Origin of the sequence: Desulfopila sp. IMCC35008 (genome assembly GCF_010646885.2) — a bacterium.
Taxonomy (GTDB): Bacteria; Desulfobacterota; Desulfobulbia; order Desulfobulbales; family Desulfocapsaceae; genus Desulfopila.
Genome location: NZ_CP050700.1, coordinates 3,712,988 through 3,731,419, shown reverse-complemented (window position 1 = coordinate 3,731,419; position 18,432 = coordinate 3,712,988). Strand labels below are relative to the sequence as shown.

General features: G+C 44.5%; 11 protein-coding genes. 5 read left to right on the top strand and 6 right to left on the bottom strand.

Annotated features, from left to right (window positions below; all coding sequences use genetic code 11):
• The first annotated feature begins 97 nt into the window (after nucleotides 1–97).
• Complete coding sequence (locus GA520_RS16360; protein WP_163338572.1) at nucleotides 98–1,276, top strand: 4Fe-4S binding protein; 1,179 nt, start codon at nucleotides 98–100, stop codon at nucleotides 1,274–1,276.
• Nucleotides 1,277–1,535: 259 nt separating this feature from the next.
• On the opposite strand, the gene GA520_RS16355 is transcribed toward GA520_RS16360, so the two are convergent.
• The 6 genes from GA520_RS16355 to GA520_RS16330 form a co-directional block, all read right to left on the bottom strand.
• Nucleotides 1,536–3,992: a DUF3365 domain-containing protein gene (locus GA520_RS16355; protein ID WP_163338573.1), complete on the bottom strand. Its 2,457-nt coding sequence runs from the start codon at nucleotides 3,990–3,992 to the stop codon at nucleotides 1,536–1,538.
• A 146-nt stretch (nucleotides 3,993–4,138) separates the two neighbouring features.
• Nucleotides 4,139–4,588 (bottom strand): chemotaxis protein CheW, encoded by a 450-nt coding sequence (locus GA520_RS16350; protein ID WP_205749293.1) that lies wholly within the window; start codon nucleotides 4,586–4,588, stop codon nucleotides 4,139–4,141.
• Between the two features lie 97 nt (nucleotides 4,589–4,685).
• Nucleotides 4,686–6,551, bottom strand: coding sequence for a chemotaxis protein CheW (locus GA520_RS16345; RefSeq protein ID WP_240910167.1), 1,866 nt, complete (start codon nucleotides 6,549–6,551; stop codon nucleotides 4,686–4,688).
• A 323-nt stretch (nucleotides 6,552–6,874) separates the two neighbouring features.
• Complete coding sequence (locus GA520_RS16340) at nucleotides 6,875–7,012, bottom strand: hypothetical protein (RefSeq protein ID WP_163338575.1); 138 nt, start codon at nucleotides 7,010–7,012, stop codon at nucleotides 6,875–6,877.
• A 202-nt stretch (nucleotides 7,013–7,214) separates the two neighbouring features.
• Nucleotides 7,215–7,586 (bottom strand): hypothetical protein, encoded by a 372-nt coding sequence (locus GA520_RS16335; RefSeq protein WP_163338576.1) that lies wholly within the window; start codon nucleotides 7,584–7,586, stop codon nucleotides 7,215–7,217.
• Between the two features lie 252 nt (nucleotides 7,587–7,838).
• Nucleotides 7,839–9,830, bottom strand: coding sequence for a methyl-accepting chemotaxis protein (locus tag GA520_RS16330; protein WP_163338577.1), 1,992 nt, complete (start codon nucleotides 9,828–9,830; stop codon nucleotides 7,839–7,841).
• A gap of 483 nt (nucleotides 9,831–10,313) precedes the next feature.
• On the opposite strand from GA520_RS16330, the gene GA520_RS16325 reads away from it, so the two are divergent.
• The 4 genes from GA520_RS16325 to GA520_RS16310 all read left to right on the top strand — a co-directional run bounded on the left by GA520_RS16325 (nucleotide 10,314) and on the right by GA520_RS16310 (nucleotide 18,384).
• Nucleotides 10,314–12,728 (top strand): PocR ligand-binding domain-containing protein, encoded by a 2,415-nt coding sequence (locus tag GA520_RS16325; protein ID WP_163338578.1) that lies wholly within the window; start codon nucleotides 10,314–10,316, stop codon nucleotides 12,726–12,728.
• Between the two features lie 373 nt (nucleotides 12,729–13,101).
• Nucleotides 13,102–15,822 carry a response regulator gene (locus tag GA520_RS16320; protein ID WP_163338579.1) on the top strand — a complete coding sequence of 907 codons (2,721 nt, stop codon included), beginning with the start codon at nucleotides 13,102–13,104 and terminating at the stop codon, nucleotides 15,820–15,822.
• 56 nt (nucleotides 15,823–15,878) lie between these two features.
• Complete coding sequence (locus GA520_RS16315; protein ID WP_163338580.1) at nucleotides 15,879–17,006, top strand: hybrid sensor histidine kinase/response regulator; 1,128 nt, start codon at nucleotides 15,879–15,881, stop codon at nucleotides 17,004–17,006.
• The gene (locus GA520_RS16310) at nucleotides 16,987–18,384 is read left to right on the top strand and encodes a sigma-54 dependent transcriptional regulator (protein ID WP_163338581.1); all 1,398 of its coding nucleotides are present in this window, start codon (nucleotides 16,987–16,989) and stop codon (nucleotides 18,382–18,384) included. Before GA520_RS16315 ends, GA520_RS16310 begins: the two co-directional genes overlap by 20 nt.
• The last annotated feature ends 48 nt before the right edge of the window (nucleotides 18,385–18,432 follow it).

Here is an 18,432-nt window from a genome sequence, read left to right as displayed (position 1 = left end):
GTTTTCTGTTTCCACTGCCGCAAATCTTTCGGGCCAGGTCAATCCTGGTCTTACTCTGGCAGTCATCTGGATGTATTGAAAAAGTGCGAGGAACATCATGGGACATCATATAAACGGCAAATCAAGCATAGTACCCCTGATCGACAGGTTGAACCGTTATCCGATCGGTTTGCCGGATAACGATAAGCTGCGCAGAATTCTGGAGATCTTGTTTTCGGCGGACGAGGCCTATGTGGCATCGCGTTTTCCCCTGCAGGAAGCGACCATTAAAGAACTCGGCAGGGCCACTGGCTGGCAGGAAATCCGGTTGAGCCCTGTGCTGGAGTCGATGGCGGAAAAGGGGCTGGTCATGGATATGGTGTATGGAGACAAAACCTATTACCTGTTGATGCCTGGGCTGATCGGTTTTTTTGAGCTCACCTTTATGAAGCGCCGCCAGGATCTACCGGTGAAGGAACTCGCTCAACTCATGCATGAGTACCTTTTTGAGGATCCGGATGAATCCATGGCTCGTGAATTCTTTGATAGTCCCACCCCGCTGACTAGATCACTGCCTTACGAGGAGCACATCCCGGTAGAGTCACAGGTCACCACCTATGAGAGTGCCCGGGAAATTATTAAGAAGGCGGGATACGGTGCGGTGGGTATGTGCTACTGCCGGCACAAGAAGGAGCATCAGAATAAGGAGTGTGATAAAGGCGCTCCTTCTGAGAACATCTGTATATCACTTGGATCCGCCGCCAGGTTCATGGTGCGCCGTGGGTTTGCAGAGGAGCGCTCGGTGGAGAAGTTGTTGCAGGTAATTGATACGGCGCGGGATCTCAACCTGACCCATATAACCGATAATATCCGGCATAAACCGTCGTTTATCTGCAACTGCTGCTCCTGCTGCTGCGAGTTGCTGGGAGGAGTATTGCGCGGATACCATCAAGGAGTGGCCAAAGCCGGTTATACCCTTGAGATCGATGGTGACAACTGTAAGGGCTGCGGCCTCTGCAAAAAAGCGTGTAATGTGGAGGCTCTGGAGAGGATAGAAAGAGCGAGTGGGAAACCTAAATTCATGATGCAGGTTAAAGAGGATGTCTGTCTTGGTTGCGGGGCCTGTGTTTCTGCCTGTCAAAACGACGCCCTGACCCTGCGACCTGTTGACAGACCACTTCCCCCGGAGAAAAAACGAGATCTGTTCAAACAGATACTGAAAGAGAAGAAGCGATTATCTCCCTATGTTTTGGAAAGTGTTAAAACAACTATCATGCGAAAGATCGGTATGAGCTGATCTTGAGTTGGGATAGAGGGGCGACTTGAATAGCTGCTGGTTGTGCTCGCCCTTCTTCGTATGAAAACCAGATGGAATAAATGAAAAAAATGAGATTGTTGTTTTGGTGAATCTGGTTGATACCCATTTCGTATCTCACTCAAAGTTCGGGTGAATGGTTGTCAGATCAAATCAGGGCTATCCCATATTATAACTTCACTTAAACTGAGTATTGTTGATAGTACCACGTGTACGATACCACGATTTTGAGAACGACAATTTAAGATTTTGCTCGGTATGGTTTTCCGCTTAATGCTTCCCGGATGGTTCTAGCCAATTCATCTTTTTCAACAGGTTTTGAGATGCAAAATCTAACACCAATAGACTTTGCCTTCTCTGAATCAATATTTGAATTGTATCCTGTGCAAATTATTACAGGTATATCTGGCCTTATTTTCATTAGTTCGATTGCCAGATTATAACCAGTCAGCGAGGGCATAGTCTGATCAGTGATAACAAGATCAAATGTTTCTGGGTCAGCTTTAAATAGTTGAAGAGCTTCAAGGCTATCTGTTAGGGCAGTAACGTGGTAGCCGAGGCGTTCAGTTCTCCTTTTCATTAGATCTGCAATATATTTTTCATCGTCAACTATTAATAGCCTTTTGTTAGCCGTGGGGGTTGCTTCGGCAGACTCAATCTCGTGGAGAACATTTCCCCGAAATTCTGGGAAAGTAAGAGTAAAAGTAGTTCCCACTCCGAGTGTACTATCCACCCCAATTTTTCCACCATAACTCTTTACTATTCCTGAAACTATCGCAAGTCCCATTCCAGCCCCCTTTCCGACTTCCTTTGTCGTGAAATAAGGGTCAAAAATTCTCAAAAGATGATCTTTATCAATGCCCTCTCCGTCATCTTTTATTTTGACTGTAACGCACCTGTTCCCGTCCCTGTTGTCAGGGGCTTCACAAGAGTCAACAGTAACATGTAAAATCCCACCCGAAGATTCCATCGCATGAGCAGCATTGGCACAAATATTCATGATAACTTGATGAATTTGATTACTATCTGCTAACACATACGCACAAGTAGTTGGGATCTGTTGGTGTATTTCTATGGTTGCGGGTAGAGTTGCTCGAAGAAGAGTTAACGCTTCCTCTACAATGGTATTTATTTTTACGGGAACTCTGTTCATCTTTTCTTTACGACTGAAAGTCAGTATTTGTTTAACGATTTCTTTTGCACGATTACTTGCTATTAAAACCTGTTCGAGGCTCTGTCTTGCGGGGTGACCATACGATATATCCTCTTTAGCTATCTCAGTATATCCAAGAATAGCTGAAAGGAGGTTGTTGAAATCATGAGCAATACCACCAGATAATGTTCCTATCGCTTCCATTTTGTGAGATTGACGAAGCTTTTCTTCTAATTGCAATCTTTCTGATTCTGCATTTTCCCTTTCTGTTATATCTTTAAAAATACATGCAAAATGGTTTTCTTGATTTCTGAACGCATTGATTTCAAAATGTTTATTCAGCTCTTTTTCGTAATTCATAAATTTTATTGGCCTTCCACTTTGAACTACCTCGCCATATTTCTCAATCCAATGTCTTTCTATGTTTGGTAAGACTTCCAAGATACGTTTTCCAACGATATCATTCTGATCAAGCCCTGTTATTTCTTCAAAGGCTTTATTGACCTTTAGAAATTTATAGTCAATAGGTGTATTATTATCGTCATAAATCATTTCGTGAAGCGCAAAACCATCCAGCATTTCTTCAAAAACTGTTTGTAATTCTTCCTTGGTACTATTTAATTCTTCCGTCCTCTCGTTTAATATTAAGTCCATTTTTTTATGACTATCTGCTAACTTTTCAGACATATTTGAAAAGGCATTAGAGAGCTCGGCCAATTCTCCTTTACCTGTAGAAGTCAAACTTTGACCGAGAAGCTTGTCATCATGTGTAATAGCAACTGCTTTTTGCGTAATTTTTTTAACAGGGGAAACAATGAGCCTGTCAATGACAAACCAATGTATGATAAAAACAAGCCCTACAAAAACTAAGAGTGTTAAGAAAATAGCATAAGAAAGTGAATTAATTTGAGCATAAACCTTTTCAAGGGGTATTCTAACTGAGAGTACTGAAGGTATATCACCAACGATCTTGTCAAAACTTCTTTCGGTCCCGTATTTTTCAGTAAGACCTTCTGGAGCATTTTCCGGCTTGCTATGGCATTTCATACATCCTTCTTTAAACGTCGATGAATTAGACTGCATATTGACTAAAAACGGTTTTCCATCAAACTCTACTACAGCTGTCTCATAATCTATGGATGAGTTGTTTCTGACTTTTGATAAAAATTCTTTCTCTATATCATCAGCTTCGTTTTCAGGGCTTCTGGCGTTTACTGCCGCATTTTTATAATAGTAATCTGAAAACTTTGATTCATTGAAATAACTCATTATTTTACGATTAATATAACCGGCTGACATCCAACTTGGTTCGAAATAAGAATTCGGGAGACTCTGTTCTTTTATGAGGTGAAAAAGGGGAGGCCGCAAGTTGTGTTCAATGAAAGAAATAGTTGCCTGTTTTTCTTCAAGGATAAGCTGGGCTTTTTCTTTTGCTATATCAATGGCGTAATTCTTTAGCTGGTAATTAATGACCAGGAGAAGCGCCAAAGTCGCAAGGAGTACATAGGCTGAGCTTTGAAGAGCGAGACGTGAGCGAAGTTTCATGATGATATTTAAAATTCAGAATTATTTTCAAACGATGGGGTCGTCTACAACGACCATGATTGGACTGATGGAAAATGAAGCATTGACAGGTTTCGCCAATATCACAGTACTACCTATTGTTTAAAAAAAAACAGAATTTTCCGTCGTCATTCTTCGATTCGTAAAACCTTTTCCAGGTCAAGCACACCAATAAGTTGATTTTCCGTCTTGAAAACACCTGTAAAATATTTTCCCTGGATGCCTTGCATGTTAGATGGTGGTTTTTCCATTGTATCTTGTACGGCTGCAACAACATCGCTGATCTTTGAAACCAGCACACCGGCACTGCCATCCTCGGTATTGACGATGATGTTGCGGGTGTGTTCGTCAACTTTGGTCTCACCGAGTTCCAGCTTTTTAACAAGATCAATGATGGTGACGATCTTGCCGCGCAGGTTGAGCACTCCCTTTACATACTCAGGTGCTTGAGGCACCGGCGTAAGCAGCATGATCTTATTGATCTCCTGAATCTGTAAAATATTCATGCCGCAAAGTGCCTGCCCAATATAAAATGTTGCCAGTTCAACCGTTTTCAAGGATTGTTTAGTCTCTTCCATGATTGCTCCTCGTTGAGCATTGTCTCTGCCTGTCCGCATTTTTTTTATTCTGCGGAGCGGTGTTTTTATTGTAGACGTTTTACAGCCTCGTCTCGTTTCATTCTGGAAACAGCTGTTCCACCATCTCGTCGATATCAACGCAGAGGGTCGTTTGTCCATCGACAATCAGGGAACCGGCAATGCCTGTCTGGCGCAGGGTAGTCTTGTCAATTTCGACATCGACCTCCCTGGTGTCCACAGGACCGCATGCCAGAAGTCCGACCAGTTTCATCCCGACGCTGAAGACGATTACCAACAGGTCCTCCCTGTCAGCAAGCGGGGTGACGCCGGCGACATCATCAATGCAGATAAGGGTCAGGCTGCCGTCTCTATACTGCATCACTCGCTTATGGCCGAGATTTTCAATATCGCTGTGTTTGATCTTTTCTATTCTCTCTACCTGGTCGAGGGAAATAGCAAAACGCTCATCCTCACCGCTGCTGAAGATCAGCATCGACCGGCTGTCGCCAACGGACGACACCGGACCCTCAAGATCACTGGCACCGGTGTATTCTGAGGTATCAACGGCTGTAAGATCGGCAAGCTCGGCCAGATTGTTGACATCGAGAATTAAGGCGATACGGCCGTCCCCCATGATGGTTGCTCCGGCGTACCCCCGGCACTCCTGGAGATGCCTGCCCAGGGGTTTGAGGACTATCTCTTCTGAGTCCTGGAGATGATCGACAATCAACCCGTAGCTCATGGAACCGGAAGTGACCACGACAATATTGAGAGCACTTTCCGGTGCGTTCCTTCTGTCTTGTTCCGAGAGTCGTAATTGCATACTATCTTCGTTACCGGTTTTCTCGCTGTCCTGATTCCTTTCTTCCTCGTCCAGACGGCGGCTGCGCCTGTCGGCTATCCGCTGCCTCCTGTCATTTTGAATGGTGCCGTCTCTGCCGTCGACATAGGTTCTCTCTATGCCCAGGACATCGGCCAGTCTGACCAGAGGCAGCAGCTTGCCGCGAAGCCTGACCACCTCGGCGCTGCCGACGATCTCAATCTTCTCTTTGACCTGGTGTGCCGGGATTCGCAGGAGCTCCTCCAGATTCACCTGGGGAATGGCGTACTGTTCCCCCTCTGTGCCTATCACCTGGCAAGGGATAATGGCCAGCGTCAACGGGAGCTTTATTGATATCCAGGTGTTTTTGTCTGGTTCGGACTGGATATCGATCTGGCCACCCAGTTTGTCGAGGCTGTCCTTGACCGCTCCCATTCCGGTAAACAGGGTTTCTTGGGCTTCTGTTTCCTGCTGATCATCCTGGTCAATGAGAAAGAGCAGGTCGAGTTTTTCCTTTTCGCTCATGGCCAGAGATTGTTCAGTGGTGATAAGTCCCTTGCGCACGGCTCGGGACACAAGCCCTTCGATGTCGACTCCTTTACCGTCATCGACTATATCTATAACCACTTGACCAGCCTCTTGAATGGCGTTGAGCGTTATTCTGCCCGTTTCCTTCTTGCTTTTCCGGCGTCTTTCCTGCGGCACTTCTATACCGTTTATAACGGCACTGCGAACAAGTTTTTCAAGCGGTTTGTTGATTAATTCTATAATGGTTTTGTCAACCTCTACTTCTTTTCCGCGAATCTCCAACGTGACATTTTTTTCATGCTGCTCGGCCAACCGACCGACAATATCCGGGAACCGATTGAAAACATTGCCGATGGGTTGCATACGGGTGAGCATGATCGCTTCCTGCAGCTCACTGGTTATCAAATCTATCCTCTGTCCTACACCTTCGGCACTCTTCAGATTGTTTACTGAAATGGTCTGCAGCAGTTGGTTTCTGCTGAGCACAAGTTCGCCGGCAAGATTCATCAGAGAGTCGAGCAGGCTGATATTGACCCGTATCGTGGTTTCGCCCTCCCTGATCTGCTGATCAGCTTCCAGGTACTGTTTTTCCGGTTGTTGTTGTGTGTCTGTCATACTCATCTCCATGAAAAGGTGGTAGGGGACTGGTGTGGAACGCATCTAACGTTGCGGTGAGAACCCCTCCCTGGGACTCTCACCGTAATGATTGCAAGCGCTCTTCTCAGGCAACCTTGAACCGGGAAACCATCTGATTAAGCTGCTCGGCTAACTTGGAAAGCTCTGTGGCACTTTCCCGTACATTACTGCTGCCATCGTTGAGCTCAATGATGCCTTTGTTAATCCCAAACCTCTTGCCGATCTCGTTCTGCTGCTATATATCGAGCTTAACGGTAAAATCACCCTTGGACAGGAAGTCGACGTAATTCATCATCCATCTTCTACACTGGTCCTGTGATGGCCGGTGTAACGAATATGGAAATAGCAAACGACATGACGATAATCATAAGTGTATCGATTATGATGGATAATCGAGCAGTGGAAGCCGTGCTTTCGGCATCGTTCTGACGTATTTCCATAAGTGCTTTTGCTCACACATACTGGACATGTAGAACCCTCCTTATCTCGTGCTGGTCGCTCTGATAAGGACGTCATGTCTATTTTTTTTTACTCTTTTTTCATCTCAAGTACGTTTAAACAGTAAAAACCTTCTTTATAATGTCCCCTTCGTGGATGGTTGTTTTGTTATGGTGAGGGTATGCGCTTAGAATGCTCTTCCCCTCAGGAGTACATGGGAGAAGGTATGGTCCTGCTTTCATATAGTTTTTTTGAAAGCCAATGTCTGTCAATTATGTGACAGTAGGCCTCGATAAAGTCATCTTCGACACTCATTCCATCAAGCTCAAGACGGTTTTCAACCAGTATGTAAAGAAATGATTGCAATGATAAAAGAGTAAAACCCAGGTCAAAGGGTTGTTCGGAATCTATAACGTTGAAAGGCGTCTTTATTCCGGTAGTATCCGAAGTATAACCGCTATATATCCTGGCCTTGGCCGATTTTGGCACATTGCTTAAGTCAACTATAACCCGGTCTTTATAGGTGATGGTTAAGGAATCTGCGTGAAAATTCAATAGAGAATCAAATGTTGTCATAATGGACCTCGGTTTTTGCTGGGCCAATGAAATGTCTACCCATTAGCTGATGAGACTTCTTGTGAAAAACTGACAATTTTATCAAAAAAATTGAGGTGTGCTCTCACGTTGATTTTGCATTATAAGAGGCCCGCCGATATCAAGTTGCCAGATAATATAATTCGGCAGACCTCTTTGTTTGGGATTGTCTCCTGTAACGATTTAAAATCAGTTCTTTTCACGCCAGCAAGCAGACTGCAGCGAGATGCAAAACTAAGCGATTTTGAACCTCTTGACCAGGTTGTCGAGTTGCTCTGCCAGCTGGGACAGTTCGGTCGCGCTGTCGTTCACATTATTGCTTGCAGAATTGATTTCATCTGATGTACTGCTAATCTCTGAGATATCTCTGGTAACATCCTCGATTGCAACAGAACTCTGGGCAACATTTTCGTTGACCTCTCCGATTCCTGCCGAAGCTTGAGCAACATTGTTCGAGATCTCAGCGGTTGCAGCCGATTGTTCTTCCACTGCAGTGGCGATCGTTGTGATGACTTCATTTATCTCATTAATGACCTCACCTATTTTCTCAATATCTGTAATTGTGCCATCAGTTGTTGTTTGCATTCCCTCAATCTGATTTTTAATGTCAACCGTAGCTTCTGCGGTCTGTTTGGCCAGATCTTTTATCTCGTTTGCGACAACAGCAAATCCTTTTCCGGCTTCTCCCGCTCGTGCTGCTTCGATGGTCGCGTTGAGGGCCAGCAGGTTCGTCTGTTCGGAAATGTCGGTGATGGTTTCTGTCACCTTGCCAATCTTGCTGGCCGCCTGGCCGAGATCATTAATTTTAATTGAGGTATTTTGCGATTGAACAACAGCTTCTTCAGAGATGCCCTTGGCCCTTGCGGCATTCTGAGCAATTTCGTTCACTGTGGCAGACATCTCTTCTGCAGCCGTGGCTACCATGCCGACATTACTCGAAGACTGTTCCATAGCCGCAGAAACAGAACTCATGTTGGTTGACATCTCTTCTGCTGCTGCAGCCACGCCAGTGGCCTTTAACGAGCCTTCCTTGGCATTGCCGGCGAGCTGGGTGGAAATTGCAGATAACTCAGTGGAGGATGAAGAGAGGGTGTTGACACCATTAATTATTTCCTTGATCATTGTACCAAGCTCAATAACAGTCTGGCTCAGTGCGCGCGACATGTTGCCGATTTCATCTTCCTGGTCTATATCAAGCTTCATGGTAAAGTCACCGCTGGCGAGTTTATCGACAAAATCAACAACCCTCTGAACCGGAGCGGTGATGGTCCTGGTGATAAATAGAGCTGCTATAATTGCTATAACAGTAGCAATTACAGCGGCCATCGTAATGAGGCGGATTGCATTCTGGCTCTTGGCCTGTAAGATAGGGCCGAGCTCATCCTGTTCTGCTTTAACTGAAAGCTTCACCTCCTCAACTGCAGCAGCAACTTGCGGTCCGATCTTATCCAGCGTGTTGGCAATGATATCATTGCGTTCCTGAATTATAGTATCGAGCTCCGTGAATGCAGCGATATAAATCGTTGCCTCCTCCTTTACCTTGTCGTTCAGGGCTCGCCGGGTTGGATTTTGAAGCATTTCATCGAGGATTCCAACACCTTTGAACACACCAGAGAATTCAGTTTTTACCCGATCAAAATCAGCAGGAGCATTAGTACTGAGATATGTCTGCCCATAGAGCCTGCCCAGTAACATATGCCGAAGAACGATCCCCGCCTCATAAGCTGCAGCGGCATCACCATCTTCTTTGGCGGTTTTCATGATCTCCGTTAAACTCTTCTCCATACTGGGTCCATACCCTCGAAGCCTCTCACCTACTATCATGTCGCGTTCAACGCGAATTTCCTTGACCCTTTCAAAAGCTTTCTCATACTCATGCATCTTATCTGTAACAATATCAATTTTCTCTGCTCTTTCCGGTTTATTAATCTCCTTATGAGCTTCTTCTATAAAACCATCCATTTTCTTTACATACTCTTCATACTGCTGAATGTCTTTTGCACTACCTGTGGCATTGAAGTCTTTCACATTCATCCGGACCATGAGCATATTGGCCTGCAGGCGGCCAGCAAGGTTCGTGTGCCGTGCCAGTCCTCTGTAGGTGACAAAACCTTCTTTCACACTGCTGAGTCCTTCCCAGGCAACTACAGAGATAATGACCAGAAGCAGAATGACTACACCAAATCCCGCTCCTATTTTCATGGCCAGTTTCATCTTTTTCAGCATAGTTTACTCTCCTTGTGTTGATGCATTTGTTTTGTTGGATATTGAGTTCAAACGAGTGGTATCTATTGTGCTGAGAAGCATATATCGTGCCAGGTTCCCTGAAAATACTACTGTGTGGGGTCGTGAGGGGTTGTTATGACCTAAATATAGTTAGATATGTGTTCTTCTGTGGAATCTCAGAACATAGTGATGTTTTGAGTCATTGGCCAAACCGGTTCAGGTGGTGGTAAAAAGGAAACCATCTGGAACGTGTCTTTGAGGTTACTGCCGGCAGGATGAAATAACTGGGCGCATAACGTTTTAAAATATATACATAAATATCCAGTCTATTCCTGGTGGTAAAGTTGCCGCCAGGCTGTAGTTTTGATCAGAGAATTATCCTGATTATTTTTCTGTACATATTTCCATTCTTATGAGTATTGACCTATAATAGCTCCGGAGAGTTGATAAACTAAAAAGTCCTGCTGTGCCGGAGAGAATCTTTTGCAAAAGAATATTGCCCAACTACTTGATAGATCAAAACTACAAGCGCTGTTTCAATCGATGTATGATGCTACCGGTATACCCTCTGCTCTTGTTGATACAGACGGAGAGATTCTGACCCAGGCTGGATGGCAGACTGTCTGCCTTGAATTTCACAGGAAGAACCCACAAACCCTCACGCTGTGCCGTCAGAGTGATCTCTTTATCAAAGAAAAGCTGGATAAGGGTGAAGATAATATCATTTATGAGTGCCCACTGGGACTTATTGATTCCTGCTGTCCCGTAACGGTCGATGGCGAGCATTTCGCCTCTGTTTTCACTGGTCAATTTTTCCATGCATCTTTGACTGAAAAGGATCTTGAGAGGTTTCGTTTACAGGCCAGAAAGTACGGTTTTAATGAGGCGGACTATCTGGCAGCAATAAAGCAGGTACCCATTATACCTCCTGACAAACACAATAAGATCCTTTCCTTTCTCACCATGCTGGCAGAAATGATTATGGAGATGGCGAACCAGTCCATCACCATCAGCACCAGCGAAAAGAAATTTCGAGATACTTTGGGAGCAATAAATGATGGTATATGGGAATGGAATCTGAAAAATGAAAGCCTCAGAGTTAACAGCCGTTGCCTCCAGATGCTTGATTATCCATCACAATCAGCAACTTTTGATGCTGAGACATTTGCTCTCATGATTCATCCCCGTGAAAGAAAGGGGGTGCTCAAAGGACTGAAGGCAGCAGTACAGGATATGGTTTACTTTGAGCATGAATTCAGATTGCGCAAAGCGGATAGGTCATACCTGTGGGTTTTGGGAAGAGGAAGAGCAATACTGGAACCAGGTGAGCAGGAGCCATCCATTATTTTAGGAACTCTTTCTGATATTACGGATAAGATAGGGCTGAAGCAGTCTTTTGAAAAGGCATTTGATAGCTCCCCGCTCCTCATGACCCTAAGCGAGATCTCATCGGGAAAATATATCAATGCCAATACAACGTTCTTCGATGTCACCGGGTATGACAAAAAATCTGTTATAGGCACAACATCTATCGACCTCGGTTTTATCAGCACCGAGGACAGGAGCAGGCTTATTGCAATACTGAAGGAACAGGGGAAGGTAGAAAATCTCAGGCTACGGTTGAAAAAGGCGGACGGAGAGGACATCTTTTGTGACTATACCGGAGTGGTGATTGTTGTTAATGGTGAGAAGCAACTTCTTTCCCTGGCTGTTGATGTGACAAATCAGCTTTCTACAGAAAGGGCCAAGGCGGATATGAACAGACAGCTGCGCCAGGCCCAGAAAATGGAAGCCATAGGTTCTCTTGCCGGCGGGATCGCGCATGATTTTAATAATATACTCAGCGCAATGCTTGGATACACAGACATGGCGATGGAAGATGTCGTTAGGGAGTCCAGAACGTGGCATGATCTGAACAATGTTATGAGGGCCGGGAGCCGAGCCAAGGATCTTGTCGGTCAGATTCTTACTTTCAGCAGACAGTCGGAAACTGTAAAGACGCATTTGGATTTATTGACGGTCCTTAAGGAAGTGATAAAACTTCTTCGTTCCACCTTACCCACAACTATTGCTATCGTGCAGGACATAACCATCGCTGAAGGGGCTGTGTATGCGGATCCTGTTCAGATTCATCAGGTCATAATGAATTTGTGCACGAATGCCTATCATGCCATGCAGGAAGATGGCGGTACGCTGAATATTTCCCTTGGCAAATGCAGCCAACCGCCAGGGTGGATTATGCGTGATGCCAGCAGGAGAAAAACACAGTTTTTACAACTATCTGTAACAGACACGGGCAGAGGTATTGAGCCATCCCACCTGGATAGGATATTCGATCCGTTTTTCACTACGAAAGAAGAGGGAATTGGAACAGGGATGGGGCTTTCCATTGTCTACGGCATCATGGCTGACCTGGGCGGAGCCGTTACTGTAGAAAGTGCTGTTGATGAGGGCACTACATTTCATCTGTTTCTGCCGGAGACTGTTGGTCAGGGAAAAGATAATGAAGCAGAAGGCATTCTGCCGGGTGGCAGAGAAACGATCATGATCATTGATGATGAAGAATTGCTGGTGAAAATGACCAAAAGTCAATTGGAGCGGCTTGGCTACCGAGTTCTGGGGACCTGCGGTGCTTTTGAGGCCCTGGAATTATTTGAGGGGTCACCAGGTCTGATTGATCTGGTCATAACCGATTACACCATGCCTGACCTGACAGGCCTGGAAGTAGCTAAAAGAATACTCGACCTGCGACCTGATATGCCCATTGTGCTCTGTACCGGGTTTAGTGAAAATATAGATGAAGAAAGTGCCTGTAGGCAGGGGATTAAAAAGTTTCTCTTCAAGCCAGTATTGAAAAAAGATCTGGCTGTAAGTGTTCGAGAGCTCCTTGACGCTTAAAGCGTTATAACCCCTTAGTTTGAAAAGTATAAGACCCATCAATAGTTGGTTGTCTCTGTTCGGAATAGTCCAGGTAGTTTTTTTGCCACCACAAACATGTTCACCATGTTTCAACAGAGGCATATTAATAGAGCCGCAGCAGTAATATGTTATCCAAAAGTTCTTTTGTTCAACTCATCCTGGAGTAAACATCCAAGGTAGGTCCTATCTACTTTTTTAGCTATCCCTTTTGAAATACAAATAAATGTAAGCGACAGCTTCTCTGGGAACGTCTCTTTACATGGTCATATTTTGCTTCAGAAGAAAAAGTGGCGTGAATTATGCTAGGTCTTTTAGAGGGCACGTTTGACTTAATAGAGCCAGAGAGGGAGATATGAAAATTGCGGTCATAATGAAAGTAGGGAGCTGGCGCAATAAGATTGTCGAGAATCTTTATCATATGGGTTGGCAGCCAATCTGCTTTGATTCAGCTCAGGAATTATTCTGCTCTATCGATCAATTTTCAGTCCCGGATATCCTAATCAGTGAGTTACGAATGGATGATGTACAGGCACAGAGAGATTGTTATCTGCTTCGATCAGCAGATCTTTCCTGTTTGCATAGTGTTCCCTGGGTCATGGTTTCTCATTTGTATTCTCATCAGCATGGCGGTGGGATTGCCAGGTCTATGGGAGCTGACAGCTATGTGCAGCTTAAAGATACTTTTTTAAATCTTACACAGGAAATCGAAGACCTTGCTAATGGAGTACGAGCAAAAGCCAACCGTTATTCGGCTCTTTTTATTGAGGACGATCCTGTATTACGCCGCATGGTCGTAAATAAGTTCACATTGAATCATTGGCAGATCGAGACTGCAGTGAGCGTTGCAATTGGTTCTGAGAAGCTGGCTCAGAAACGATATGATTTGGTTGTTATCGATTATCATCTGCCTGATGGTAAAGGAGACGGTCTGCTGCCAAAAATTGCAACGGACTATCCGGATACCACAACTATTATGGTTACATGTGATACGCAGCCTGAACTCTCTACAAAATGGTTGGAAATGGGTGCTTCAGCCTATCTTCTCAAACCATTTTCCCCATCGTACCTCTATGAAACCGCTACGAGGTGTATCAGGGAAAATATGTGGATAAGTGTTGAGTTGGAACTTGAAGAAAGAAGCAGGCGACTCAATGAGCGTGAAGCACTGGTAAAGGATTTTGAAGACTTTGTCGGTGAGGTTCTCTGGCAGCGGAACCTTGATTTTCGCTATAAGTATTGTAGCCCATCTATCAGGAACATAATCGGATATTCAGTTGAGGAATATCAGGGGTTTATGCTTGAAGATGAAATGACCCCGGACTCTGCGGTCCGTTTCAGGGAACTGCTCACCAAGGCGCTCGGGAGATCTGCAACGGCAGTTGGTCGAAGACAGCAATACCGGCTATCAGTGGAATTGTATCATAAAGATGGGGGGACCCGGACGGTTGACATCAGTTTTGTCATTAAGGATGATGTTGCAGGCGTTCCTGTTACTTTCGTGGGAACGACTAAAGATGTATCTGATAGAAAAGATAAGGAAGAACAGTTTGATTTTCTTCATTCGGCAATTTCACAAGCTGATGATGTAATTTTGGTAACAGATGCGAAAGGAAGACTCGAGTTTGCCAACGAATCATTTACCAGGGTCACTGGCTATGAACCGGAAGAATGGATCGGCACAGAGAAAAATATTCTGACAAGCGGTGCCCAAGACGATAGCTTTTACCTCTCTCTCTGGTCAACCATTACGACGGGCCGCAACTGGACAGGGCAGCTGACGAACAGACGAAAAGACGGCACATTCTTTCAGGAAAAAGCAAAGATTACCCCTATACGTAATTCCAGTAATGAAATAATCAGGTTTGTCGCCGTAAAACATGACTTGAGTCATGAATTGGAAATCGCAAATGAAAAAGAAGAGATTGAGAAAAAATATCTACAGACTCAAAGATTAGAGGCTATCGGCGTTTTGGCAGCAGGAATAAGCCATGATTTTAATAACATTCTCACTCCTATTGTCGGATATGCCAACCTCATCAAGATGAGATATGCGAAGGATGCGCTTATACAGGATCATATCAGCCAGATTCTTATTGCAGGAGAAAGAGCAAAAGAGTTGGTTCGGCAGATATTAGCCTTCTCAAGGGGAAAAGAAAAAAAACAGGAGTCGATTTATCTTGTCCCGTTGATAAAAGAAAGTATCAAAATGATTCGGTCCTTTCTTCCTCCGAAAATATCGATATCCCATGACATTGATGGAGACTTTCCGACTGTTCTTATTGATCCCACCAGGTTCAGCCAGCTTTTTATGAATATTGTAACCAACAGTTTTCAGGCCATGGAGAGTAGTGGTGGGACTATTACAATAGGTTTACAGAAAAGTTACAGTGATTCTTTAGGTCCTGTTTTACAGATGAGTGTAACGGACACTGGACAAGGTATTCCCGCTGATATCAGTCATCGGGTTTTTGAGGCTTTTTTCACGACCAAAGAAGAAGGAAAAGGAACGGGCTTGGGGCTTTCGGTATGTAAAGATATTGTCGAAGAAAGTGGAGGTCGAATTGAGGTCGCTTTCAGCTCTCCACTGCGAGGGACCTCCATTCTTGTAAGCTGGCCGGTGCTGGCATGCAAAGAGGTGCCGAGGCCTGATCAAACATTGCAGGCAAAGAGATTTGATGGGAAAGGACGGAGGGTGTTGCTGGTAGATGATGATACAATTGTTCTAAATTACCTGTCAACTGCCTTACAGCGGCTGAACTTTGTTGTGGACTCATATGCCGACAGTCAGGAGGCACTGCAGGAGATTTTGAAAGGCAGGACGCAGCATTCTCTTTTTTTTACAGATATCGAGATGCCCAATAAAGATGGATATCAGATTATCAAAGGTATACGTAAGGTAAATAATGAAGTACCCATCATCGTCTGTACTGGAGATGATGAAACAGAGGTTGAGGCTGCTCTGAACAAGGAAGAATGTCTGGAGTTTCTAAGAAAGCCTGCTACAGTTGGAGACATTTCTGTGGCTTTATCAAAATTGTTTGTTCGTAAAGGAAATCGTGAGACGATGGTGTGAGTGACAAAAAACAGATATATGGGAAGTTGGAAAACAGAGTAGGAGTGCCAGATTCAATGCAAATGACACCTGCAATGCTGGAGCTGTGTAAAGAGTTGAAGTATCTTCGTTCGCTGCAGCTGGTAACACGGGGAATAACGCATAATTATAATAATATTTTTTCAGGACTTCTCGGTAACCTCCAGATGTCTGAAAGGTCAAGGCAAAAGAGTGAATTGGATACACCAACGACCCTGGTCAACAGAGCAATAAACGAGACTGAGGTTCTGTTCGGGTTTGCCAGGCTCGTTGAGACAAAGGAAAGTGTATGGAGTTTTACTACTATTGCCGAGGAAGCGATACGAGCACTTCGGACAGTTTCACCAAAATACTCCATCAAGCTTCAGTGCCACAACTCCTTTTTAAAAGTAAAAGGGTTGTACAGTGATCTCGTTCTGATGCTTTTCTATCTGGTTGAAAATGGGATAGAAGCGATGCCCGAGGGTGGAGAAGTTCTTTGTGAGGTATCCATGGATTCTGATGGCAGTAGAAAACCATGGATTAAGGTCGTTATCAGTGATGGTGGACCTGGTGTTGATCCTCAGATAACTGAGAATCTCTTTTCACCTTTCACTACGACCAAGGAAAGAGACAAGCATCATGGGCTTGGCTTATTTTTTGCCAGAAAAACAGCTGAGGACAACGATGGTCAGTTGGATGTCTCCACACATCTTTCCGGGGGTGGATGTTTTATCTTACGGCTACCTGCCATTTTCCCAGATGAATTAAGGAACATACAAGCATTCAAGGTTACAACCACCCAGCCTCCTGCAGATAATCACACCAGGCACGTATTCTTTGTGATTGACGATGATCCCAATCTGCTTGATTATCTTGTCGAGGGGCTTCAGCGCAAAGGGCATATAGTTTTTTCTGCTTCTAACTGTGCTGAAGTTTTGGAGGAATTTGACAATGTCCATGATATTGTAACACTATTGCTTGTAGATATTGGTCTTACGGATACAGATGGGCTGGCATGTATGGCCAGGCTTGGAAAGCAGTGTAAGTTACCTGGATTAATATTTATGTCGGGCGACAAAGACATCGGCTGCAGCGAAAAATTCCCTGGAGCCCTCTTTCTCTCAAAACCATTTACCATAAGGCAATTGGAGGAGCTGGCTAACAATGTCTCAACTGCACGTTAAAGAAGATCAGCAGGTTAGGGTTCTTGTCGTTGACGATGAAATATCCATAGTCAACTCTATTACTGACGCTTTAGAAAGTCAGGGGTATGAGGTCGAACCGTTTGTCGATCCTGAAAATGCCTATAAACATTTGCCTGAGAGACGTTATGACCTTGCCTTAATTGACATCAACATGCCGTTAATGGATGGTGAAGTGTTGGCCCGTGAGTTTATCCGGCAGAACAGGGAGTCAGAGGTGGTTGTTATTACGGGTCTTCCCGATGAGAAGAAGATTGACTCGTTTTTGAAGCAGGGATTTACCCACTTTATCTTCAAACCTTTTAACAGATCACAGTTGATATACGCTGTTTATGCGGCGATGCATTTCCAACGGATGCGAAAATCATTAGCGGCTGCCACAGTCGGGGCAAAAGGCAGTGAGCTTGTCGGCATTTCATCATCGGTGCGCAGGCTGCGTGAAGAAATTAGCATGATTGCCAAAATGGATCTCCCGGTTCTCATCATGGGAGAATCCGGCACGGGCAAGGAAATTGTGGCCAAGGAGATTCATAAATTCAGCGATCGGGTGAATAATTATTTTCAGCCGATTAATTGTGCTGTTCTTGGTTCATTGGCCGATTCTGAGCTCTTTGGACATGCAAAGGGTTCCTTTACCGGTTCAGTTGCCAACGCTGTTGGACACGTCGGTGCAGCTGAAGGGGGAACTCTTTTCCTTGATGAGGTTGGAGAATTGTCCTTTGATGTTCAGGCCAAGCTGCTCCGTTTTCTTGATAATGGGGAATACATGAGAGTAGGTGAGTCACGTTTACGACATGCAGATGTTCGAGTCGTAGCGGCAACAAACAGAGATCTTGAGCAGATGTGCCGTGAAGGGTTGTTCCGGGAAGATCTGTTTTACAGGCTCTCTGGGGGAATCCTCAAGACTAAACCTTTATCAAATCGTAAAGAAGACATAATGCCCCTTATATATCATTTTCTCTCTCAGTTTGGGACAATGCAGGACAAAACATTCGAAATCACTCCTGAAGCAGCAGAACGGCTGGTAGATAATCCCTGGCCCGGTAATGTTCGCCAGCTTAAACAGACGTTGTCTACGATCAGCCAATTTGCCATACATAACAGAATCCTTCTGAAGGATGTCGTCAGGGTAATTGGAGGGGAGCAGTATTCGAGACATCAAAAGTTTAAAGAAGCAAAGCAACAGGCAGTGGAAGATTTTGAACGGGAGTATCTCCTGCGGACACTTCAGCTTGGTCAGGGGAATTTGAAGAAAGCTTTAGAGTTGAGCGGGATGCATAAGAAAAACTTTTATACTAAAATCAATAAGCTCGGCCTTCTTCTAAAAGATTTTCGACAACAAGATGCAGAAAAAAAATAGAATGAGGTGAAATAGTTTTTTTCCAGATAGGGAATATCGATGATTTTG

Coding starts and splice junctions, on each gene's coding strand:
- GA520_RS16315 (WP_163338580.1), top strand. CDS start 15,879: ATGCAAATGACACCTGCAATGCTGGAGCTGTGTAAAGAGTTGAAGTAT.
- GA520_RS16355 (WP_163338573.1), bottom strand. CDS start 3,992: ATGAAACTTCGCTCACGTCTCGCTCTTCAAAGCTCAGCCTATGTACTC.
- GA520_RS16360 (WP_163338572.1), top strand. CDS start 98: ATGGGACATCATATAAACGGCAAATCAAGCATAGTACCCCTGATCGAC.
- GA520_RS16340 (WP_163338575.1), bottom strand. CDS start 7,012: ATGGAAATACGTCAGAACGATGCCGAAAGCACGGCTTCCACTGCTCGA.
- GA520_RS16350 (WP_205749293.1), bottom strand. CDS start 4,588: ATGGAAGAGACTAAACAATCCTTGAAAACGGTTGAACTGGCAACATTT.
- GA520_RS16310 (WP_163338581.1), top strand. CDS start 16,987: ATGTCTCAACTGCACGTTAAAGAAGATCAGCAGGTTAGGGTTCTTGTC.
- GA520_RS16335 (WP_163338576.1), bottom strand. CDS start 7,586: ATGACAACATTTGATTCTCTATTGAATTTTCACGCAGATTCCTTAACC.
- GA520_RS16345 (WP_240910167.1), bottom strand. CDS start 6,551: ATGACAGACACACAACAACAACCGGAAAAACAGTACCTGGAAGCTGAT.
- GA520_RS16320 (WP_163338579.1), top strand. CDS start 13,102: ATGAAAATTGCGGTCATAATGAAAGTAGGGAGCTGGCGCAATAAGATT.
- GA520_RS16330 (WP_163338577.1), bottom strand. CDS start 9,830: ATGCTGAAAAAGATGAAACTGGCCATGAAAATAGGAGCGGGATTTGGT.